This window comes from Streptomyces sp. NBC_00536, from assembly GCF_036346295.1.
GTDB lineage: Bacteria > Actinomycetota > Actinomycetes > Streptomycetales > Streptomycetaceae > Streptomyces.
Genome location: NZ_CP107819.1, coordinates 8,169,797 through 8,191,286 on the forward strand (window position 1 = coordinate 8,169,797; position 21,490 = coordinate 8,191,286).

21 protein-coding genes and 1 pseudogene are annotated in these 21,490 nt (G+C 70.5%); 9 read left to right on the plus strand and 13 right to left on the minus strand.

Annotated elements, in window-relative coordinates:
- Nucleotides 1–44: 44 nt before the first annotated feature.
- A complete protein-coding gene (locus OHS33_RS35145) occupies nt 45–680 on the minus strand; it encodes a hypothetical protein (protein WP_330334477.1) in 636 nt (211 codons plus the stop codon).
- A 336-nt stretch (nt 681–1,016) separates the two neighbouring features.
- On the opposite strand from OHS33_RS35145, the gene OHS33_RS35150 reads away from it, so the two are divergent.
- Nucleotides 1,017–1,427, plus strand: coding sequence for a hypothetical protein (locus OHS33_RS35150; RefSeq protein WP_330334478.1), 411 nt, complete (start codon nt 1,017–1,019; stop codon nt 1,425–1,427).
- Nucleotides 1,428–1,477: 50 nt separating this feature from the next.
- Here the strand turns inward: OHS33_RS35150 and OHS33_RS35155 are convergent, their stop codons facing one another.
- The 3 genes from OHS33_RS35155 to OHS33_RS35165 form a co-directional block, all read right to left on the minus strand.
- Nucleotides 1,478–2,362 carry an NAD(P)H-binding protein gene (locus tag OHS33_RS35155; protein WP_330334479.1) on the minus strand — a complete coding sequence of 295 codons (885 nt, stop codon included), beginning with the start codon at nt 2,360–2,362 and terminating at the stop codon, nt 1,478–1,480.
- Between the two features lie 8 nt (nt 2,363–2,370).
- Nucleotides 2,371–2,898 carry a hypothetical protein gene (locus tag OHS33_RS35160; protein ID WP_330334480.1) on the minus strand — a complete coding sequence of 176 codons (528 nt, stop codon included), beginning with the start codon at nt 2,896–2,898 and terminating at the stop codon, nt 2,371–2,373.
- A 165-nt stretch (nt 2,899–3,063) separates the two neighbouring features.
- Nucleotides 3,064–3,582 carry a MarR family winged helix-turn-helix transcriptional regulator gene (locus tag OHS33_RS35165; RefSeq protein WP_330334481.1) on the minus strand — a complete coding sequence of 173 codons (519 nt, stop codon included), beginning with the start codon at nt 3,580–3,582 and terminating at the stop codon, nt 3,064–3,066.
- 204 nt (nt 3,583–3,786) lie between these two features.
- Between OHS33_RS35165 and OHS33_RS35170 the strand changes: the two genes are divergently transcribed.
- The 4 genes and pseudogenes from OHS33_RS35170 to OHS33_RS35185 all read left to right on the plus strand — a co-directional run bounded on the left by OHS33_RS35170 (nt 3,787) and on the right by OHS33_RS35185 (nt 8,931).
- On the plus strand, nt 3,787–5,055 hold the full coding sequence (locus OHS33_RS35170; protein WP_330334482.1) for a hypothetical protein: 1,269 nt from the start codon (nt 3,787–3,789) through the stop codon (nt 5,053–5,055).
- Between the two features lie 260 nt (nt 5,056–5,315).
- Nucleotides 5,316–5,912, plus strand: a pseudogene (locus OHS33_RS35175) (sigma factor-like helix-turn-helix DNA-binding protein); the annotation flags it as partial.
- A gap of 149 nt (nt 5,913–6,061) precedes the next feature.
- Nucleotides 6,062–7,141 (plus strand): hypothetical protein, encoded by a 1,080-nt coding sequence (locus OHS33_RS35180; protein WP_330334483.1) that lies wholly within the window; start codon nt 6,062–6,064, stop codon nt 7,139–7,141.
- Nucleotides 7,142–7,200: 59 nt separating this feature from the next.
- On the plus strand, nt 7,201–8,931 hold the full coding sequence (locus OHS33_RS35185) for an Ig-like domain-containing protein (protein ID WP_330334484.1): 1,731 nt from the start codon (nt 7,201–7,203) through the stop codon (nt 8,929–8,931).
- Between the two features lie 177 nt (nt 8,932–9,108).
- Here the strand turns inward: OHS33_RS35185 and OHS33_RS35190 are convergent, their stop codons facing one another.
- Both OHS33_RS35190 and OHS33_RS35195 read right to left on the minus strand, forming a co-directional pair.
- On the minus strand, nt 9,109–9,420 hold the full coding sequence (locus OHS33_RS35190; protein WP_330334485.1) for a hypothetical protein: 312 nt from the start codon (nt 9,418–9,420) through the stop codon (nt 9,109–9,111).
- Nucleotides 9,421–9,932: 512 nt separating this feature from the next.
- Nucleotides 9,933–10,346 carry a hypothetical protein gene (locus OHS33_RS35195; RefSeq protein WP_330334486.1) on the minus strand — a complete coding sequence of 138 codons (414 nt, stop codon included), beginning with the start codon at nt 10,344–10,346 and terminating at the stop codon, nt 9,933–9,935.
- Between the two features lie 233 nt (nt 10,347–10,579).
- On the opposite strand from OHS33_RS35195, the gene OHS33_RS35200 reads away from it, so the two are divergent.
- The 3 genes from OHS33_RS35200 to OHS33_RS35210 all read left to right on the plus strand — a co-directional run bounded on the left by OHS33_RS35200 (nt 10,580) and on the right by OHS33_RS35210 (nt 13,242).
- A complete protein-coding gene (locus OHS33_RS35200) occupies nt 10,580–11,065 on the plus strand; it encodes a hypothetical protein (RefSeq protein ID WP_330334487.1) in 486 nt (161 codons plus the stop codon).
- 633 nt (nt 11,066–11,698) lie between these two features.
- On the plus strand, nt 11,699–12,184 hold the full coding sequence (locus tag OHS33_RS35205; protein ID WP_330334488.1) for a DUF2867 domain-containing protein: 486 nt from the start codon (nt 11,699–11,701) through the stop codon (nt 12,182–12,184).
- A gap of 173 nt (nt 12,185–12,357) precedes the next feature.
- Nucleotides 12,358–13,242: a hypothetical protein gene (locus OHS33_RS35210; RefSeq protein WP_330334489.1), complete on the plus strand. Its 885-nt coding sequence runs from the start codon at nt 12,358–12,360 to the stop codon at nt 13,240–13,242.
- Nucleotides 13,243–13,427: 185 nt separating this feature from the next.
- Here the strand turns inward: OHS33_RS35210 and OHS33_RS35215 are convergent, their stop codons facing one another.
- The 5 genes from OHS33_RS35215 to OHS33_RS35235 all read right to left on the minus strand — a co-directional run bounded on the left by OHS33_RS35215 (nt 13,428) and on the right by OHS33_RS35235 (nt 17,339).
- Nucleotides 13,428–14,180: a hypothetical protein gene (locus tag OHS33_RS35215; RefSeq protein ID WP_330334490.1), complete on the minus strand. Its 753-nt coding sequence runs from the start codon at nt 14,178–14,180 to the stop codon at nt 13,428–13,430.
- A 60-nt stretch (nt 14,181–14,240) separates the two neighbouring features.
- The gene (locus tag OHS33_RS35220) at nt 14,241–14,924 is read right to left on the minus strand and encodes an Lsr2 family DNA-binding protein (RefSeq protein ID WP_330334491.1); all 684 of its coding nucleotides are present in this window, start codon (nt 14,922–14,924) and stop codon (nt 14,241–14,243) included.
- A gap of 114 nt (nt 14,925–15,038) precedes the next feature.
- Complete coding sequence (locus OHS33_RS35225) at nt 15,039–15,746, minus strand: Lsr2 family DNA-binding protein (RefSeq protein WP_330334492.1); 708 nt, start codon at nt 15,744–15,746, stop codon at nt 15,039–15,041.
- 278 nt (nt 15,747–16,024) lie between these two features.
- On the minus strand, nt 16,025–16,654 hold the full coding sequence (locus OHS33_RS35230) for a hypothetical protein (RefSeq protein ID WP_330334493.1): 630 nt from the start codon (nt 16,652–16,654) through the stop codon (nt 16,025–16,027).
- A gap of 265 nt (nt 16,655–16,919) precedes the next feature.
- Nucleotides 16,920–17,339 (minus strand): hypothetical protein, encoded by a 420-nt coding sequence (locus tag OHS33_RS35235; RefSeq protein WP_330334494.1) that lies wholly within the window; start codon nt 17,337–17,339, stop codon nt 16,920–16,922.
- Nucleotides 17,340–17,746: 407 nt separating this feature from the next.
- On the opposite strand from OHS33_RS35235, the gene OHS33_RS35240 reads away from it, so the two are divergent.
- A complete protein-coding gene (locus tag OHS33_RS35240; RefSeq protein WP_330334495.1) occupies nt 17,747–18,655 on the plus strand; it encodes an alpha/beta hydrolase in 909 nt (302 codons plus the stop codon).
- 463 nt (nt 18,656–19,118) lie between these two features.
- Here OHS33_RS35240 and OHS33_RS35245 read toward each other — a convergent pair whose 3' ends face one another.
- Both OHS33_RS35245 and OHS33_RS35250 read right to left on the minus strand, forming a co-directional pair.
- On the minus strand, nt 19,119–20,381 hold the full coding sequence (locus tag OHS33_RS35245) for a glycosyltransferase (protein WP_330334496.1): 1,263 nt from the start codon (nt 20,379–20,381) through the stop codon (nt 19,119–19,121).
- 138 nt (nt 20,382–20,519) lie between these two features.
- Nucleotides 20,520–21,404, minus strand: coding sequence for an alpha/beta fold hydrolase (locus OHS33_RS35250; RefSeq protein ID WP_330334497.1), 885 nt, complete (start codon nt 21,402–21,404; stop codon nt 20,520–20,522).
- Nucleotides 21,405–21,490 lie beyond the last annotated feature (86 nt).

Below are 21,490 nucleotides of genomic sequence, written 5' to 3' on the forward strand. Positions count from 1 at the left end.
ATGTTGATCATCGTGAGCGTAGCCGCGCCGTCCGACGTTCAAAGCTAGGGGCAGGTCTCTTCGGTCTTGGCGACCGCGAAGGCGACGGGCTGGCCGGTGAGTGCGACGCCCGGCTTCGGGTCCTGGGTGCACACCTTCCAGTTCGACTCCTGGAGGACCATGCGGCTCTGCACCGCGTCCTTCACGGTGATGCTCGCATTGGCGGGCAGGGCACTACGGACGGCCTTCATGCCCTGGCCAACGAAGTTCGGCATGGTGTTCCCGGCGGGCTTCGGAGCCGGCGCGTCCGTCGCGGGGCAGGTCTCTTCGAGCTTGACCGCCCCGAAGTCGATGGTGGTGCTCGTGTCGATGCTCGCTGCGGCGGCGGGGGTCTGCGAGCACACCTTCCAGTTCCGGTCGAGGGCTTGAAGCCGGTCGCGGCCCAGCGCGTCGTGGGACTTCAAGGAGTAGAACCCGGAGGCCTGCGCCTCGTCCTGGGCCGTCTGGAGACCCTTGCCGACAAGGTTGGGGAGAGCCGCAGCCTTCTTGGCGGCGGGGGTGCGGCTCGCGGATGGGGTGGAAGACGCTGCGCTCGGGCCACCGGCGGGCTTGTCCGAGGCGGGGGCGCTCTGTGGATCGCAGGCGGTGAGCACGAGTGCGGCGACTGCCACGAGCAGGGCGGTGGTGCGGTGTGTGCGCATCGCGCCATATTCGCCGGGTTGGGGGCACTATGCAGGCACTGTGCAGGTGCTGTGACCGCTCTGTGATGCGGGCGGCCCCGGCCCCAGCCGGGAGTGAGCGCCTCCTCCGGCCACAGCCTCACCGCCCCAGGGGCGATGTCAGTGCCGGATCGTAGATTTCGTCGTATGGGAATCTATGTGTGCGGTGTCGACTCCGGCGACTGGTCAGATGAAGAGATCCTCGGGCCGACTGCGCGGGCACTCGCTGCCGAGTTGGTCCGGCGTGGCCTTGAGGCCTGCCCGCCGCCATCGCCACGCGCGTTCCGTCCGCGCTCGGGAACCTCGTTCGAAGAGAAGGTGTACCGCCCGATACAGACCTTCGAGGATCTGTGCCGGGAGGATCCGGCCGGCCAGGAATGCCACGACGCGCTCCTCGGCTGGGACTTGCTCATCCCGGTCGCCTTCGAGGGCGCGTTCGAGCTGCCCGTTCCCACGCCGTACGGCGACGTCACCACCGTCCGCAGTGCCCACGGCACGCGCACAGTGGCGCAGCGGCTCGCGGACCGGATATCCCTGCCCCCGCAAGTCCCGCGGCACTGCGACAACCTCGACCTCGGCAACTGGTTCGACAGCCCGGCGGCAGCCGAGGCGGCCGACTCCCACCCCGGCGCCTGGTCCGAAGACATGGACGCCGCGTACTACGTGGCTCTCTACCTCCGGGCCGCCGAGCATTCGATCCGCCTGGTCTGCCCGATCAACTACGTCTGAGGCGCGGTCGGGTCCGTCGAGGGTGGCTTCGCGGCCCGTGGGGCGGCGTCCTATCGGCTGAAGTGGGCCTGGTGTTCGTGCAGGAAGGCATCGAGGGTGCGGGCCGGGCGTCCGAGGATGTCGGTGACGGCGGTCGTGGGGGTTTCGGGCCGGGTGACGGTGAGCCGCTGGATCTCCGTGACGTGGTCGGCGAGCCAGGTGGGCATGTGGGCGTTGCGGATGAGGTGGTCGCGCAGCTCGTCCGGGGTGAGATTGACGTAGCGGATCTGTCGGCCCGTCAGGGTGCCGAGCCGGACGGCGAGTTCGGGGTGGGAGACGGCTTCGGGTCCGGTCAGGGTGTGGGTGCCACCTGCGATGCCGGGCGTGGTGAGGGCGGCGGCTGCGACATCGCCGATGTCGCGGCAGTCGATGTGGTTGCCGGGCGCGTTGCCCGTCGTGCCGAGGATGACGCCCTGGGCGACGGTGGGGGCCAGGCGCAGGAGGTTCTGCATGAATGCGTAGGGGCGCAGGATGGTGTGGGTGAGGCCGCTCGCGCGCAGGTGTTCCTCGACTGCGTGGTGTCCGCGGGAGACGGCGACCGGGGAGTCGGGTTCGGCGGCGGGCGCGGAGATCTTGACGATGTGTCGGATGCCGGCGTCGGCGGCGATGTCGATGACGCGGGTTTCGAGTTCGACCTGCGTAGGGCCGTTGGCCATGGCGAGGAACAGCTGCTCGGCGCCCTTGAAGGCGGTGCGCAGGGAGCGGGGGTCAGTGGCATCGGCGTAGTGGACGTCGACGGGCGGCCGGTGCGCGTCGGCGGTGGTTCCGGGAATCGCGGTGACGCCGGGGATCGGGCGGTGCGGGGTACGGGTCAGGGCGCGGACGGTTGTGTCGAGTGCGCGGAGGTTCTGGAGGCTGTGGAGCAGGGCGTTGCCGGTCGCTCCGGTTGCTCCCATGACGACGATCATCGTGTGCTCGTTCCTGTGGTGGTGGTGGTGGTGGTCGTGGTGGTGGCGGTGCTGCTGCTGCGCCAGCGCAGCGTGACGATGGTGGTGGCGAGGGTGGCGGAGACGGGCAGGTCTATGCGCAGGCGCAGCAGCCATGGGGCGGCGGGGAGCGGGGTGTGGGCGGGCAGCCATTGGGCGGTGAACCATCCCAGCAGGGCCGCCGCGCCCACGGTGATGACGAGGAGTGCGGCGGTCAGGATGACGCGCGGCGTGGTGGTGGTCCACCGTCGGGGCCGCCCGCCGTTCCGCAGCCAGGTCCCGACCAGGAAGGCCACCACGGCGGAGGTGGCGGCTATGGAGGTGCAGGCGGCCACGGCCAGGTCCCGCTGGCCGGTGAGGATTCCGGCGGTGCCGGCCATCAGTGCGGGGGCGGCGTAGGCGGTCAGCACCTCGCGCCACAGGGTGAACGGCCGGGTGGGCCGCGGCGGTGGGGAGGGTGCGCGGTTCCGGCTGGGTCTGTTCGCTCTGTCCTTCGTCGCGGGCATGCTTGCCTCTTTCCTGCTCCGTGAAGACGACATTGATGATTAGGGAGCTAACTATGTGGCCATGAAAAGGGCCCTGCCCGGAGGGCGGGGCTGTACCGGCCGAGAGTCGAGAGTCGAGGGCTGAGAGTCGAGGGGTGAGGGCTGGGAGTCGAGGGGCGTGCGGGCTCAGTCGGCGGCCAGGGCCGTGCTGCCGCGCACGACGCGCGCGAGCAGGTCCAGGAACACCGCGCGCTCCTCGGCGCTGAGCCCGCTCACCATCGCCTCCAGTCGCCCGAAGTGCTCGGGCGCCATGTCGCGCAGGCGCTGCGCACCGCGCGCGGTCAGGATGGCCACCGTGCCCCGGCCGTCCTCCGTGGACGGGCGGCGGGCGATCAGGCCTTCGCGTTCGAGGCCGTCCAGCAGTCCGGTGACCGTGGCCCTGGAGACGCCGAGGTCGGCCGCCAGGTGCGAGGGGGACTTCTCCCCGCCGTGGTCTTCGAGGTCGGCGAGCAGTCGGTAGCGCCCCGTCGACAGGCCGAACCTGGCGAAGTGCGCCTCGGTCGCCCGGCCGACCCGCGCGCCCGCCGAGATCAGCCGCACCGCGACCAGTACCGCCTGCGGATCGACCTCCAGCCCGTAGTGCTCGACCTGGCGCCTGGCCTGGTCCAGCGTGGGCGCTTCACCGTCGATGCTGTCCCTCGTCATGCACATAATATGGCGGCTAATCACATGGGCTGTCAAGGCACCTTGATCAGCCGCGGTTCGACATGAGCCGCTTCCACGGGTTCGCCGGCGCCCGCCCCGGTGACCGGAGCACCGGACGGCAACGGAAGCGCCCGGGTTCACGCCGGAGGGCAGTGTTGAGCGGCCCGTGCGTTGCGCTGCGCGTCGTGTGAGTACGGTCTGGTCATGCAGAACTTGGGGCTGGAGCAGCGGGGGCACGTCCTTCTCATAGCGGGGGGTACGGCAGTACACCGCCGCGCCGTTCAGGTGGCGCCGAGCGCCAACCTGGCCGCGCTCGGGGTGGTTCCGGCCGCGATGCTGCTGAACAGCGGCCTCTCCTGCGATACGACCTATCTCGACGGAGCCCGGGACCCGAACCTGGTCCTGACCCGGCTGCGGACGGCCGCGGCCACCCGCGGTCCGCTGCTCGTCTACTTGTCGGGCCGTCTCACGCTCGACCGCCGCGGCCGCCGACTGCACCTGGCCCTGGCCGGCACGACGCCCGGATCGGTCCGCTACACCGCGCTGCCCTGGGAATGGCTGGGTACCGAACTGCGCGACCGCCCGGCCGGGTTGACTACCGTGCTCCTCGACCTGGTCGCGGACAAGGCGGCATGGCCACTGCTCCAGGAGTACGGCAGCCTGCCCTCCTCCCCTTCGGCCGAGGTCTACGGGGTTGTGTCCCCGCCCGGCTTCTCCGGCAGCGGGAACACCGTGAGCAGCTACACCCGGTGCTGGATCGAACAGCTCGCCGGCAGTCCGGGCCGCCCGGCCAACCTGCAGTTGCACGCCCTCGCAGCGGGCGCGGCGGCGCTGCCACCGGGCACCTTGGTCCTGCCGACCGCCCGCGAACTCGCCGCTCCGGCCGGTTCGGGACCACACGCCCCGGCCGTCGGATCCGGGATTCCCGGCCAGGTCCTGCCCGATCTCGCAACGCCGCCCGAGGTCCCGGCTACGGCCCCGGCCACAGCCGCGGCCCAGCAGGGAGAAGTCCCTCCGCCGACCGCCTCCGTCGACGCGGTCGCGCGCGACCCGCGACCGCACATCCACGCCCTGGCCACCGCCGGCCGCCACACCGAGGCCGCCGCTCTCGCACAGGCATGGGAGGAGTACGTTCTCCAGCACGCGGGGTACGGGACACCCGAGGCGATCAGCTGGCTGGAAATCCGCGCCGACCTCGCCCGGATGGCGGGCACCTTCGGGCCCGCGACCCAGCTGTGGACCAGCGCCGGGCTCATCCGGCTGGCCAGCCAGTCTCCCGACGCACCGGAGGTCCACGCGGCGGCGGCCGGTGCCCTCCACTGCTGGACCCAGCTCAGAGATCCGGCAACGGCCATCGGCAGTGCCCCGGAACTCATCCGTCTCCTGCGCGCACTGCCGTCCCTCGACTCCCGGCACATCAAACTGGCCCAGCAGCGGCTGGAGTTCCTGCACCGGGCTCCGAGCGGACTCTGAGGGTTCCGAACGCCGGCGTGGCGGAGGGCCCCGTACCCGCGCCGCACTCGGCGAAGGTCCCCCTCCCCGGTGCAGTGGCAATGGGGAGGGGGCCCGGGAATGGCAGGCTCGGGGCTACTTCTTGGAGCCCGTGCCGCAGAGGAGAATCGCCTCGCCGAGCCCGTGGACCGTGCCGGTCATCATGCCGATGGCGAGTCCCGGTACGGCGCCGACACCGCCGGCCATGGCGCCGTTCGCCGTTCGCCGTTTCCACGACCGTGCTGAGGCGGGCCGTCTACCTCCTGCGCGAAGCGTTCTCTTACGGCCACGCCGAGATTGCCGAGATCCTCGACATCACCGTGTCCGCGAGCCAGCAGCACCTCCACCGCGCGCGTACCCACATCACCGCCGCGCGCCGCCGGAGCGGCGCGGTCGACCCGGCAGCCGCCCGCAGGATCATCGAGGAATTCCTGGCCGCTGCCAACTCGGGCCGCACCGACCGGCTCGTCGCGCTGCTCACCGACAACGCGATCGCGATCTCCGACTCCAACGCCGCCGGCCTGGCCAAGACGCTGCTGCGGTACGGCACTCCGGAGCGCATCGCCGCCATCGTGCGGGCCGGTTTCAAGCCCACACCCGCGAAACGACGCCTGGTCGGCGGCGCGCCCGCCGTCCACTACGCACTCGTCAACGGCGCCCCCGCCGTCCTCTTCGTACTCGGCGACTGGGTCATCGGCGCCGTGACGTTCGATGTCACCGACGGCAAGATCGCCACCGTGCGGGGGATCGCCGCCCCGACCCGCCTCGTCCGCCTCGTCCGCCTCACCGAAGCCTGGCGTCAGCACGGACCGGACACACCGCCTCTCGCCCAGTGGTGACCCATCCGAATCCGGATATGTCCAGGTCATCCGACTGCTCGGATGCGCCCCCTTATCTGCCAGGTGAGACAGTCCGTTCTCATGGTAGATGCGCCGCAGATGGACTGTTACAGTCCGCATGCGCGACTCTGGATGAGGGAGAAAACTTCATGGCAAAGACCGTTCTGCGGCGCACCGTCGCAGGAAAGTCACTGGTCCTCGGCGCCCTCCTGGCCCTTCTGGTGCCGGGATCGGCTTACGCCAACACCGTCGGAGTGACGGTGAAGACTCCGGGCGCCACCTCCGGACCCGGATCGGCCTTCTCCGAAATCTCCACCCACGCGGACTGCGCCTCCGGCCTCATAGCCGGTGGTGGGATCAACCAGGCCATCGGCACCGGAACGTCGTCGAACGGCAACAAGGTGAACGGCACTTCGCCCAGCCCCGACGGCAGCACCGAGTACACCGGCTCGACCGGCGTCGTCGGCACCGACGTGACGCACTGGCTCGGCATCGGCGGCAGCGGCGGCGCGGTGAACGCCTCGTTCTCCAGCACCCCGTACGCCGTGTGCTTCACGAGCAACCTCATCAACCACACCCAGGTGGTGATGAACAAGATCTCCGGCCCCACCACGGCCTCCACGGTGGGCCTCGTCACCGCCACCTGCCCGGCCAACACCCGCCTGCTCGGCGGCGGTGCCCGGATCACCCCGGCCGACGTCGGCAGCCTCAAGCCGATCGCGTCCTTCCCCACCTTCAACAACGCCGGTCACGACTACGGTCAGAAGGCGGCGGCCGACGGCGAGACCAACCCCGACTCCTGGACCGCGGTCGGCTGGAACGGGGGTGGCGGCGGCACGGGCAATGTGACGTACGCCTACGCGATCTGCAGCGGCAGCAACATCAACATCAGCGGCACCACCGTCAAGGTCCGCTACAGCGAGGTCAGCGGCCCGACGGCGGCCACCACGGGCCAGACCGTGACGGTCGGCTGCGGCGGCAACGACGGAAAGCTCATCAGCGGCGGTGCGGCCATCAGCGGCGGCAGCGTGACGACCACCGACTTCACCGGGCCGGGCTCGCCGGGCGATCACCTCAACGGCACCTACCCCAGCAACTCCGGCGGCACCCCGGTCAGCGACGGGGCCACCACGGCCTCCTACTGGACGGCGTACACCCACACCGGCGGCGGCAGTTCGCCCAGCACCTACTCCGACGCCTGGGCGCTCTGCGCCGACGACGGAGTCTGACCGCCATGCGCGACCCCGACCCCATCACCACGAACCCCACGAACCCCACGATCAGGACCATGAACCGACTCAGACCCCGCTCCCTTCCGACCTCCAGGACGGCCCTCGTCCTCGGCGCGGCAGGCCTTCTCGCCGCCCTGGTGGCCCCCCTCGCCGCGGCCGCCGACCCGGCGGACGCGGCGGGACCCTGCGGCCCGGCGGGCGCCTTCACCACCTCGCCGCCCACCTGTACGTACGCCACCGCGGGCACGGACGTCTTCACCGTGCCCGCCGGGGTGAGTGCCCTCACCGTCGACCTGTACGGAGCCGAAGGCGGCAGCGCGGCCGGCTACGTCTCCCCGAACCCCCCGAACGACGGCGCCCCCGGCGGCCTCGGCGGGCGGACGCACGCGACCCTGGCCGTCATCCCCGGCCAGAGCATCCAGATCACCCGGGGCGCCGTCGGCAGCTCCGGCACCTCCCGGCACGGTGAGTACGCCCGTCCCGGCGGCTTCGGCCACGGCTCCGGCGGCGGCGGCGCGCACGGCGGCGGCGGTTCCGGCGGCGGCGCGACCGACCTGCGCACCGGCACCTTCGGCCCGGCTGACCGGATCCTGGTGGCCGGTGGCGGGGGAGGCGCCGGCAACGGCGGCCCCCTCCTCCGCGGCGGCAACGGCGGCGGGCCCGCCGGGGTCAACGGCGGCGACGGCGGCGGCCCCAACGGCTCCGGCATCGGCGGTACCGGAGGCACCCGGACCGAGGCGGGCATCGGCGTCCGTACGAACCCGGTCGGCGCGGCGGGAGGCGACGCGGGCGACATCGACCAGAACACCGGCCTGCCCAACCCGGGCTCCGGCGGCTCGGGCGGCAACGGCGGCCGCGGTGGCAACGGCGGGGGTGGCGGTGGCGGCGGCTGGCACGGCGGCGGCGGCGGCTCCGGCGGCGGCAACCCCGGCAACTTCTATGGCGCGGGCGGTGGCGGCGGCAGCGGCTACGCGGCCCCGGCAGAGGCCGGCATCTCCGAGGCCTCCCTGCTCGGCGGCGTCCAGCACGGCGACGGCAAGGCCGTCCTCTCGTTCCGCTACGGGACGTCGACCACCCTGGCCGTGGACACCGCCACCCCGCTGTTCGGGCACGCCGTCGCCCTGACCGCGACCGTGACGGGCTCCGAAAGCCCGACCGCCGCGAGCCCCGGCGGTACGGTCACCTTCTCGGAGGGCGGCACCCCGCTCGCCACCGTCGCGCTCCAGGCCGGACAGGCCCGCTTCACCACGAGCGCCCTGCGCCCCGGCACCCACCGGATCAGCGCCTCGTACGCTCCGGACGCCGACCACACGGCCAGTTCCACCGGTGAACCGACCGATATCAACGTCGGATTCAGCCGGCCCTGCATCACGACGGCGTCCCATGGACCGCTGACCGTGGCCGCCGGGGAGTCGGTCTGCATCGCCTCCGGCGGCAGCCAGAGCGGACCGCTCACCGTCCGTCCCGGCGGCGCGCTGTCCGTGTCGAACGGGCGCGTCACCGGCCCGGTAACCGCCGGCGGGGCGCTCGCCGTCTCCCTGTGCGGATCAACGCTGACCGGCCCGGTCTCGGTACGGAACACCAGCGGCGCCGTACTGATCGGTTCGGGCTCGCCCGACTGCGAGGGCAACACCCTCACGGGCCCGGTCTCCCTGGACGCCAACACCGGCGGCGTCGACGTCTCGGGCGACCGCGTCGTCGGACCACTGCGCTGCGAGGCCAACAACCCGGCGCCGCACCTCACCGCCACCACCGTGACGGGCCCCCGCTCCGGCCAGTGCCAGTAACCGTACGCACGTGACCGCGTGCCGCTGACCGCAGCCCCACAGCACCACGACGGCTGCGAGGACCACAACACCAGGGGCCGGTGGGGCGGGAAACAACCCCCGCCCCACCGGCCCCGTCCTCGACGGGCGCAGACTCACGGCCCGCTGGGCTCGGGCGCGCGCCGCCTCACAGTGCAGTCAACCCCTTGCTCTGCTGCTATCAGGGACGGGGTTGTAGATCTCCGGATTATGTACGGCCTGGCGGTCGGGCGGTGGCGGGGGTGGCGGCATGTTCGGGATCTCGGGCGGCGGCTTGTAGTCGATGCCACCGGTGACCAGGATTTCCCCCGTCGGCAGGATGGTGGCGTTCGAGTGCATGCGCCGTTTGTGGATGGCTCGGGCTCCGGTCTCCTGCCACTTCCAGGAGCCCGCGTAGGCACCGGTTTTCCAGCCTGCGAGGTCGAGCAGGTAGGGCTTTCGGCTTCCCTCCCGCTTTGTGCCCAGGTGCATGGGATCGACGGTGCGCCATGTCCCGCAGGCCGGGGAAGTGGCCGTGATGGTAGTGGGGAAGGCTGGTCTCGGGGCGTTCCGGGACATGAACTGCTCAGTCTCTGGCCGAATCCCATGTAGGCCGCGTGGACGGCGAGGATTTCGGCGCGTTCCGGGAGCATTGTCCAAGGCAGGGCTGTCCCCCCGAGGGATCGCATGGATAGACCGCACCCAGGGTTGCACCCGGCCCGCCAGGGCATCCGCGCGACATCCGTGGCGAACCGGTGGTCCGGTCCCGGGGCCGGCGTTGCATCGCGCCCCGGCTCGGGGGAAATCGAGGTCCCGGCTCCATGTGGCTGATGTTGGCGTTAGGGAGTACGGGCCGAAGACGGGTACTGGGGCCCAACGTCTCCTCCGCCACCGATTTCCTCGACTGGTACGCACGCCGGCTCGGCCACATGGGCGACGGAGGCGGCGCGTGTCCGGAACCAGGCAGGCCAGGCCAGGACGGGCCGGGCCGGGACGGGACGGGCCTACAGGTACACCTGCCACCAGCGGTCTGCCTCGGCACGAGCCACTTCGGCGTCGTACTGACGCGCGTCGAAGTGGAGCTCGGGCGGGGGATGGGGCGCAGGGGTGTTCGCCCCCGCCCACGGGACTTCCCAGTCCGACCACTGGACGAGTTCCCCGATCCGCTGCACGGTCATGGTCAGGAAGCCGCAGCACCCACCGGTGCACTCGGGTTCCCCCAGTTCCAGGCGGCGGGCCTCACCGGTCGCTCGAAGAGGGCTGGGCCGCCCGGTCGGCAGCACGTCGATGGCGTACGGCCCGCGGCCGCCCTCGTCAACGGCCTCTTCGACGATGTCCTCGCCGTTGACCCAGAACCGAACCTGAGCCGCGAAGCGGGGTCCGGGCGGCAACACTCTGATCTCCAGGCGGTCGAACATCAGACCACCCTACGGTGCGCGCTGACGTGGCATCGCGGGCTCACCGACAACAGCCCCTGACCGTACGCCGACATCAGCCGGGTGGGGACGGGATCCACGTGTGCGTGCCGGACCCGATGGACGGACTGGCGCAACCTCCACGCCGACGGAGGCCCCATTAACGCGTGGCCCCTACCTCTTTGGTCAAGGGAAACGGGGCTGCGTCGGGTCGGGGAGCCGGGCAACACGGCGGTGTGGCTGATCTTCTGTGGGATGACGTGAGCTGTTTCTTCGACCCTGATCTGATGGGGTCGCTGCCGGACGTGCGTGTCCCGGATTGTTCGGCGGGGGACTGGCAGGCGGTTCTCGATCTCGTCGAGGAGAGAGGCTGGACGTGCCAGTACTTCGAAGGCGAGACGGTGCTGCCGGTGCCTCGCGCTGAGGCTGTGCTGTCCCGCCCGGTGGTCGCCGAGTGCCCAACCCTGCGGGTCTGGCCGACTGCCGACGTGCTGGCGATCTTCCGTTTCCTTGACGACGAGGTCATCGACTTCGACGTTGACCTGCGGGAGTTGCAGGGCCAGGAGCGACTCGATGTGTTCTGTGGCTTCTTGCGGGAGATCGGGCGGCGCTTGGGCAAGCCGGTCCTGATGGATCCGGAGGGTGACCACGGGCATCCGGTGCTCGGCTTCGATGTCGAGGCCGATCGAGTCGTCCTCCTGGCTGAACCGCTGGTCAGGTGACTGCGGCCGTCGTTCGGGATGGGGCTTCTTGTTGTGGTGGGACCGCGATGGTGGGTCGCCCAGGGCTGCGAACGCGGAGAGGAAGAAGGCCCGTTTGAGCTGCCGAGTCGCGCGTTCCCTCGTCCATATGACGTGTATTGCTCCTGCACGTGTCACTGCGGGCTGAGCGCTCCGGCGGATCTGATGCGGTCCGGGGCTGTCAGTCCGCCACGGCGGTGTGTGGGGCGGGGCCGCAGATGTGTTGAAGGTCGTGCCGCCCCTTCCCGGATCGCTGCCCTGTCCTGTCGGGGTGGTGGAGGCGTTCATATCGGCGACGTGTCCGGCCGGAGATCGGCCACGGGTACGGCGGAGCGCCGAGTGGCCCAGCCACTGCGTCCCGATCGGACGCTGGCCCGGGGCTACCGCCGTCGCGGTCCGCGAGGTCCGAGGTCTGCAAGGTCCAGCTCGGCCAGCGGGTGAGTGGTGGACATGACTGCACTCTACGGGTGTAGAGTGCACTCGCGGGGTCTCTACGGATGTAGAGGTATATGGGAGCGGGAAGGTGTGCCATGTCGGCCCGGGACCTCGCCGTCCGGGCGAACCCCGCCCGCCTGCGAACCGTTCACTCACTGACCGCGCGGAGGAGCACGCCCCATGACGATTAGCCACCTCGGGCGCATCGACTACGCCGACAAGTACAGCGTCTTGCTCCCGGAACCGATGGATGCGCCTCGGTTCTGTTCGTTGATCCTGGAGTCGGCGCCACGCTGGCTCGACCTGGCGCTGTCGATGCGCGACCGGGTGACCGGTCCCTTCGGCTTCAGCACCCAGGAGCGGAACTACGGCCGGCCGGTCCACCTGGAGGTGGGTCGCAAGTTCGGGCCGCTGGTCGTCCAGTCGGTGTCGCCGGATCTGGTCGTGTGCGGCAATGCCGACGCGCATTTGGTGTTCCGGTCCCTGTTCCAGGTCGACGCGGCGCGGCAGTGTGGCAGCTTCACCACCGAGGTCCAATTCTCCGACCGGATCGGGCGCGCCTATTTCGCGCTGGTCAAGCCGTTCCACAAACGGATCATCCCGGCTCTCGCCTCCGCGCCGTTTCGCTCCCGGGCCCGGGCCGAGTCGCCGGAATCGGAACGATAGCCGGGCTCGCATGCCGTCCCCCGCACCGTGGCTGACACTGCGACACCTCAACCGAAGTCTCTGGCCTGCGGTCCCTGACGCTGGCGTGCCGCTCTCGGGGCCCCCGATGGTTCAACACAGAGGGATGATGGTCTGCGCTGGTCACAGCGCTGGCGACGATTTATACGGGGGATGTGGCAGTGATCAAGGTGGAGCGCCACGGTGCGTTCAATGTCAACTGCGTCGGGTGGGAGCGTCTGCCGTTTCCGCTGAGCTTCAGTGTCCGTGAGGCTGAAGGCTCGTGGATGATCAGCGCGGCCGCCGCCCGGGCCGGAGAGCTGATCGATGTGCTCACCCGCACGGCGAACGACACGGTCGTCGTCGTGAACCTGGCGACGAACAGTTTTCTGCACGATGACTACCAGCAATGGCGGCCGTCCCTGATCGCAGCAGAACAAGGGGTCGACTGCACCGTCCACCCGGTCGGGCCATGGGCCTCGGGCTCCATCGAGCTCGGCGAGGAGTTCCTGACGTTGCACCGGAACAGCCTGCCCCGATTCCTGAGCAGCGACTGGTCACCCTACGAGCTGTCGCTGGTCGACGTGCCGGCGGGCGCGACCCCCGGGCAGCTCGATGAGCTCGCTCTGGTCATCGGCACGGCCGCCGGCGACGAGCCGGTCCTCCCTCGCCTCGATGGCTCACGCTTCTGGTTCTCCGGACACGACGACTGCTACCTGGCGGTGGAATCGACAGATCCAGCCATGCCCTCGTCGATCCTCGGCCGACTACTGGCCCTGCTGGCCGGGTCCGCCCTGCTCGGTGCCAGTGGAGCCCCATCAGTGAGCGTCCCGGAACCGGAGAGTGCGCTGTCAGAGCAGCTGATCGCCGAGAACCCCCATTGGAGCGGAGTCGTCGGGAGGGCGTCCGGGACCACGGTGACCGTCAAGTTGTCGGCTCTGCCCGAGCGGTGGCGCCTTGGCCAGCAGCTACCGGAGCGGGCCGACCGTACGGCGACGCTCGATCTCGCCCACGGCGTGTGGCATCTCGCTGCCGGTGAGTCACAGGTGAGCCTTAGATGAGTCACAGGGGGTGCGCCTTCAGCGCTGCCGGTGACAGCAAATGACGATGCGGAACCCTGGCCGAGCGCACTCGGTGACCTGCTCGGGGTGGACGGCCCAACGGTCGGGCACGCATTCGAGCCCACCGACGACGACGGGCTTCGGCTGTTCGCCCAAGGTGCCCCGCGTGTCCGCACCGTGATGAATTACAGGTAGGGGGAGTCCTCCCGCAGCGAGCGTGCCAGCCCGGCGACGTGCTGTGCCTGGGCGGCGGAGAGGCGCCGCGTCTCCCACAGCAGGGCCGCGGCGTCGACCGCCTCCGGGGCCGGGGGCGGTGGTACCTCGCGCAGGTGGACGCCCGTCAGGGCGGCCAGTGCCTGGGAGTCGATCCCCAGCACGGCTGCGAAGTCCGTGACCAAACGGGGGGTCAGGTCCTTGCGACCGGAACCGATCACACCGTAAGTGGACGCCGACAGATACGTGGGCGTCGCGATCGCCAGGATCTTGGCCATGCCGGTCCAGCTCAGATTGCGGTACTGGAGCATGCGAATGACCCGGCCTCCCAGGTCGGCAGCGGACGCGAGCCGCTTCGCGGCGAAGACGGAAAGCCGTTCCTCCTGCGGTAGTGAGTGGACCAGCCGCAGGAGTTCATGCCGTTGCGCCTCAGGGAGGTGCAGTGCGTCCATCACGATGTACGGTCCCCACCGCTCGGCCGCTCCGTCCAAAGGCGCCATGTCGTCCGGGACGGAGAGGCCCGCGAGGATGAACAGGTCGACGGTGTGGAAACCCGTGGCAGGCGCGATCCGCCGGAGCAGTCTCGCGCCGGATGTTTCCCCCATGAGCACCGCTCGGAGCTCGTTCTCAGTCGATCCGGCGCGTTCGGCCAGCTCCTGCACACGCAGCTGCCTGTGGTCCAGCAACCACGCCAGCATCACGCCGAAACCAGGGTGCTCCGTCATGCCCGCAGCCTAAACCTCGGGCTGCCGACACCGGCTGCCGGACCGGACGGGGCCAGTCGGTCAGGCTGGGTTGGTGGCATCCCAGGCCTGGCGGATGTTCGCGGGGATCCGGCCGCGGAGGGGGATCTGGTAGCCGTTGGCGGTGGCCCAGGCGCGGATGGTGTCCGTGTCGACGGGGCCTCTGGCCGGGGTCTGCGGGGGTTCGTAGGGGAGGGGGGCCGACGGGGTGAAGGTGGGTGGGGCGGGCAGGAGGTCCTGGGGGAACTGGGGGACGGTGGTTTCCCCACGGAGGACCGAGGCGAGGAACGCGGTGAGGGTGCCGTCGTACGTGAACCAGCGGGGCCCGCGCGCCTCGTTGACGGCGATGCGCCAGCGGTCGGGCGTTCGCTCCGGCTCGGTGATCCAGAACAGGTACTCGCCGTTGTCGGTGACGCCGATGGCCGACAGGGACCGCGGGTCATGGGGCACGGGGTGCGTGGCGCCGTCGTGGTCCTGCTGGAGCTGTCCGCGGATCCGGGCGGGCATGGGTCCGGTGAGGCGGACCCATTCGGTGACCCCGTGCGGGTGGTAGACGCTGAGGTAGTCGGCGTAGCGGCCGGGTCCGTACGTCGCGGCGAGCGCCTTGTAGTCCGAGGGGAGCGGCATGCCCAGTTCCGCTTCGACGGCGTACCAGTTGACGGGGCCAGGCGCGGTGGCGGGCGGAGGGCAGATCTGGGTGAGTGCTCTCAGATCAGAGTCGGGCACGGGAGTCCTCTGCTGCGGCGGTGGTGCTGGGCGGCGTGTTCAGGGTTCGTTGTCGAGGGCTTGCCGGGAGAGGCCGGCGGACTTCGGTTACCGGCTGGCCGGCGGGCCAATCGGTCAAGTGGGGTTGGCGGCTTCCCAGGCGTGGAGGATGTCGAGGGGGATCCGGCCGCGGTGCGGGAGGTCGTGGCCGTTGGCGCGGGCCCAGGTGCGGATGGTGTTGGTGTTGGTGTTGGCGGGGCCGCGGGGTGGGTGCTGGGGGGCGGGGGTGTCGCGTACGGCTGCGGGGATGAATGCGGTTCCGGTGGTGAGGAGGTCGGTGGGGAAGATCGGGACCTGGGTGGTGCCGGTCAGGATGGCGAGGAGGAAGTCGGTGAGGGTGCCGGGGTAGGTGAACCAGGGGGCGCGCAGGGCTTCGTTGACGGCGACGGCCCATGCGTCGGGCGTGGTGTCGGGCTGGGTGACCCAGAAGAGGTAGTCGCCGTTGGCGGTGGTTCCCATGGCGAAGAGGTGCTGGGGGTCGTGGGGGAGTGGCCAGGGAGTGCGTGTGCTGTGGCGGACTTGTTCGATCTGTTCGCGGAGGCGTGCGGGCAAGGGGCCGGTGAGGTCGGTCCATTCGCCGGCGCCGTACGGCTGGTGGAGGGAGATGAATCCGCAGAACTGGCCGGGCCCGTAGGTGGCGACGAGTTCTTTGTAGTCCTGGGGGAGTCGCATGCCGAGTTCTCGTTCGACCTGGTTCCAGTCGGGGGCCGGGGGGACGGACTCGGGGGGCGGGCAGAGCGCGGTGAGGGCGGCGAGGGCGGCGAGGGCGGCGAGGGCGGTCATCTTGACTCCTGGAAGGGCTACGGACGTCGGTGGGGCCGGGGACGACGCGCGACTGTGCGACCTGCGGGCACAGCGTGGACTGGGCGCGGATGCGGTGGACGGAATCGGGCGGCTCTACGAGGTGAAGTCGCGATCTGTTGGTGGTCTCGAGCCTGGGTTCGGAGGCGGAAGAGACAAAGGTGCGGTTCATCCCCGACCCGCACGAGGAACTCACGGCCCGCCCCAGCCCGAACATCGTGTTGATCGGAATCCGCTACTGCCAAAGCCGTCTCTCTTCGTCACTCGGAAGTCGGAGGAGTGATCAACCGAGTCCCTTGCGGCAGGACGGGAGCGAGTACGGCGGAGCGCAGACCCTGGAAGTCGGTGCGTAGCGGGTCCAGGGCGAGGAGCGAGGAAAGCGTGAGGGTGCGCTGGTGGCACCGGTGCTCGTCCAGGACGGACGTGGGGAGGACGTAGAAGGTCCACTGGGCGAGGTCGAGGGGATCCAGGGTCTTCTTGTTCTGGTGGTCGAGGAGGCAGAACACGTAGACGTCCGCCCGGCGCAGGCGAGCCGGGTCCACCTCTCCGGTGACGGCGTTCCAGCCTTCGGCCGGGGCGATGGAGAAGGACACCGCGGACAGCTTGGTCTGGTCCCACTCCTGGAGGCAGGCGGCCGACTTGACCTCGACCCGAGGCCCGTCGGGCAGTCGGATGTCCACGGAGTCCCAGTCCACCCGGGTGCCGTCGGCGACTTCGAGCGCGAGGGCGACGATGTACTCGGCGAGCGCCCCGCGGAGGGTGTTGCCGACCAGCCCCGAGTACGCCCACGCCCAGAAGCCGATCAGTCTGCCGTGGGCGGCGCCGTCCAGGTGGAGGGGCTCCTCTCCCGTACGGCGGCGAGGCGGTATCGCGCGAAGTGCTTCAGACATGGCCTCATTGTCCGGTCCTCCCGGAGAGGAGGACGCGGACGGGGCGTGGCCCGGGCGCGTCCGGCCCCGGGCGGCACTCGATCGCGCGGCAGGATCCGCGTCGGCACCCAGTCCATCCGCTTCGGCCTTCACCACCGACACCCGGGTACAGGCGGGTGTCGGTGGTGACGACGTACGGCGAGGTCATCGCCAGGGCCGGAGCCGGGACCATACGGAGTGAAGGCAGAGGTCCCGGCCCCGGTTCGCGCGGCGGAGCGCGATCAGGCTAGGAGAACCAGCCCGTGTTGGTCGAGCCGGTGGTGTGGCCCGTTTCGGTGGCGTACGAGTAGCCGTCCCAGTTCGAGAAACCTGAGGGGCAGGACCCGGTGATGCGGTAGTTCCAGACGCGCTGACCGTTCTGCTCATCGTTGAAGTCGGAGGTGGCACTGCTGCCGCACCCGGCCAGCTGGATGTAGATGTGTTCGTCGGTGCTCGCGCTGCGGCTGTCGACGTAGTAGCTCAGGTTGGCCTGCGGCCGGGAGCCTTGGGAGATGGTCAGACAGATGCTGACGTACGCCCCGTACTTCGTGGTGTAGTGGCCGCATTGGGTGCCGTCCGCGTGCGCGGCCGTGGCGCCGAGCATCAGGCCCGATACGGCCAGGCCCAGAGCCGTGCCGGTTGCCGCGAGCCGCTTCCCGATCTTCATGACTCTCCCCCTTGCCGGCTCCCGGCGGTCGGGAGCCGAGAAGAGTGGACTGCACGCGGGTGGTTCGCGGCTAGCCTTTTCGCCGAAGAGCCGATCGGAGTTCCGCTTGTGCGGGCCACCAGACCGTGGACGCGCCGCCGCGACCAAAGGGCCGTACTGGCCATCCCCCGCGCCCGCGGAGGTGAACCCGCCGTCGGCCCCGCCCTCAAGGCAGCCGGCCACTGCTCCCCGCGCCCGCGGGGATGAACCCCCACCGCACACCGTGAAGCCCCGCCGATGTCGAATCGCCGGTTCTGCCTTTTCTGCGCCCTAAAGTGTCGGGCGTACGGCCCGGACCCCAGCGAGTGCGTCATGCACGGTGATGGCGCTGGAAACGGCCATCGAAGGCGTGAGGAGTGAGGGACGTCGTGCCACTGGATCCGATTCTGCGGAAGCTCCTCGCCAGCATGCCGGAGATCGACTTCGATGCGGTTCCGCTGGAAGAACTGCGCCGCGCCAATATCGCGAACTCCATCGCGCAGCCGCGCGTCGTCGAGCTGCCGCGCATCGAGGACCGCCGCGTCGACGGGGTGGGCGTGCGCATCTACTGGCCCCGGGCCGACGCGGCCGGTCTGCCGGTGGTCGTGTACTACCACGGCGGCGGGTTCTTCATGGGCAGCCTCGACACCCACGACAACGTCGCCCGCAGCATCGCCCACCGGGCCGGCGCAGTCGTGGTCTCCGTCGACTACCGCCTCGCCCCCGAGGACCCGTACCCGGCGGCTCTGGAGGACGCGTTCACCGCGCTGCGCTGGACCGCCGCTCACGCCGGCGAACTCGGCGGGGACCCGGACCGCATCGCCGTGGCCGGCGACTCGGCCGGCGGGAACCTGGCCGCCATGGTCGCTCTGCGCGCCCGCGACGCCGGTGGGCCACCGCTGCGCTTCCAGCTGATGTGGTACCCGTGCACACACATCGACCTCACCTTGCCCTCGGAGACGGAGAATGCCGACGCGCCCGTCCTGCCCCGCCGCGCCGTCGAGCTGAGCGTCGGCTGGTACCTGGGCGAGCGCGACCCCAAGACCTCTGGCGCCGCACCCGCCTACGCCGAAAGCCACGCTGGTCTCCCGCCCGCCTACATCGCCACCGTCCAAGGCGACGCCATCCGCGACGAAGGCATCCTCTATGCCCGACTGCTCCGCGCGGCCGGTGTCCCGGTCGAGCACCGCAACCACGAGGACCTGGTCCACGCCTTCTGCACCCTTGCCCCGCACGTACCCGCCGCGGCGAGGGCGCTGCAAGACTCCCTCGACGCACTCGCCACAGGCCTCGCCTGATTGCTTGGCCCCGACGATTGCTTGGCCCCGAGTGGGCGTCAGGTCCGGTCTTCCTCGGCTCGTGACTGCTCGATCGTGGTGCTGATCGCCGTTGATCACGGCCCGGAAGCAGCACAGCGTGGCGCGGTCGGCGACAGGCGATCCGGTCTCGTGCGCATCCTCCCGTACCGCCGCCCGGGCCGTCCGGGACGGACTCACCGTCCTGGTCCGCTGCAACGGCCGCTACAACCGCACTTGGTCCTCGTCGGCAACGAATTCCTGTGCTGCGGCTTAGAACTCCTAACAGAATGAACTCGGCGGCCGGTTGTCTTGCTCGCCGGTGCCACGACGTCGGGCGGCTGTCGTGGAACTCCGGGAAAATGCGGCCTCTTCGGGCGTACCGAGTTGGCGGTGCAACCCGGCGCCGGGCACTGGCCCTGGCAGGACGGGTCCGCGTGGTTCTCGCGGATCCCTCTCGTGTCTCTCAGTTGACAGCGTCGAGCAGCAGTTTCGCGGCCACCATCGCCCCGTCGGTGCGGACCGTGCCAGCCACGGTCTTCGCCTGGCTGCCGGTTTCCGGTTCAAGGGCGGTCTTGAGCGCGGCCGACAGGGACTCGGCGGTCGGCACCGGACCATCGTGCGCTACGCCGATGCCCAGCTCGGCCACCCGGCCGGCCCAGTACGGCTGGTCCGCCAATTGGGGCACCACCACCTGGGGAGCGCCGGCCCGAGCGGCCGTCGTCGTCGTACCCGCGCCACCGTGGTGCACGACGGCGGCTACCCGTCCGAACAGCTGCTGGTGGTTGACCTCGCCGACGGCGAAGCCGTCGTCCCGGTCGTCGATGAGGCCCAGGTCCGCCCAGCCACGCCCGACGAGTACCCGGCGGCCGCTCGCGCGGACCGCCTCGATGGCCACCCGGGCCGCGTCCTCCCCTGCGCGCACGGCCATGCTGCCGAAGCCCACGTACACGGGCGGTGCGCCGGCATCCAGGAAGGCCACCAGATCAGCCGGGAGCGGCCGGTCGTCGGGCAGCACCCACGCGCCGGTCTGTACGATGTCGTAGTCCGGCGTCTCCAGCCACGGGTCCAGCACCGGGTCCGTCGCCAGCCACGGCCGGTCGCCGAAGGCGTAGTCGCGGACGTTGTCCACCGGGGGCAGGCCGATCGACGTCCGGTTGGTGTTGAGCGCCTCACCGAACAGCGCGTTGATGCTCTGGGCGTCCAGGTCCCACAGTGCCCGGTTGTCGGTCACCTCCGGCGGGAACGGCTGCCCCGGGTACGCCAGCGGCGGGCGGTGCGGCGAGGGCAGGGTCAGCTGCTGGAAGATCGCGGATACGTAGCCGATGTCCAGCTTCTCGGCCACCGACCGCGCCCCGGCGATGGCCGGCATTGCGCCCGTCGCCACCAGCAGGTCACACCCTTCGGCTGCCGCGGGTATCACCTGCAGCTGACTGGCGATCAATTCCGCTGCGCGTTGGGGCAGGTTGACCTTCGACGGCGGTGGTGCCGCGGTAGTCAGCGTGCGTGCTGACTGCCCGACGCCCACCATGGACACTCCGACCCCGGCCAGCCGCTCCGCGAAGTCCTCGTCCGGCGGCGCGCACACCCGCACCTCTGCGCCGAGTTCCCGCAACCGCACCGCTAGCCCTACCAACGGTTCGACGTCCCCACGTGACCCATACGTCGACAACACCACACGCACTTCGTTGATCTCCCATTTTCGTAGCTTCTTGGCCAGGCCGACCATCCTGGGTCGGCGTGGAGCCCGGGTGACGGCCGTGGCGAAGGCTGTCACCCCGGTCGGCGTCCGATCTCAGTGCCGGGGGCGGTGGTGGGTGCACCCACATGGACACTCTCGTTCCTTGTCCCACCACCGCCGAACCGTTCACCCCGTTCCGATCGTGTCCTGAGCGGACGGGGCGGGGAGCGTGGCAAGTTCGCCCAGGATGCGGGCCGCCGGCGCGGGGTCGACCAGCCACTTCAGGTGGCTGCCCTCCAGTGTGCAGACGTCGTACGGGTTGTCAGGCGTCAGCTCGTTGCCCTCACGGATCAGGCGGTCCTGCAGGACGAGCGGCAGGCTCGCGTCGTCGGCCAGGCGGATGTAGGTCTTGGGGATGCCGCCCCAGGTCGCGGCCTGCGCCCGGTCGGCGGAGCCGCCGACATCCAGGTTCTCGTCGGGCTGGAAGGTGTTGAGGAAGGTGAGGAACTGCTCGTCGGTGCCGTCGGCGAAGAAGGCCAGCTTGAACGCGGCGATCGCGTCCGGGTCCGCAGTACGGAAGTTGACGCGGAGCAGGCCGAGGTCGGCGGGGTTCCCGGCCAGCGCCGCGGCGAAGGCCACGGGGTCGACCGTGGCCATCTCCGGCTCGGCGTAGTAGTCGTTGACGTCGAGGTCGACCGGGGCCCAGGCCGAGACGTAGACGAGGCGGTCGATCAGGTCCGGGCGCGCGTTGGCCGCGGCCGTGACCGTGGCACCGCCGCGGCTGTGGGCGACGAGGATCACGGGGCCGTTCCGCTTGGCCCGTTCGAGGATGCCGATCAGGTGCGCGACGTTGTCGGCGAGCGTGACGCCCGTGATCGAGCCGGGCGCGCTTGCGAGACCGGCGGGGTCCTGCGGCGCCTGATAGGCGTGGGTGAAGGTCGCCTGGAACCCGTGGCCGGGCAGGTCGACGGCGACAGAGCGGTGCCCGAGGAGGCCGAGTTCGGCCTGAAGGGGCGCGAAGGAGAAGGAGTTTGCGAATGCTCCATGCACGAGTACGAACGTCGGTTGCATCTGTTTGTTCACTTTCCGGCCGGCGTGGGGGCTGCGGCCAGGGCGGGCCCCGGGTGCGGGGGACGTCTTGGGTGCGTGGGCTTGCC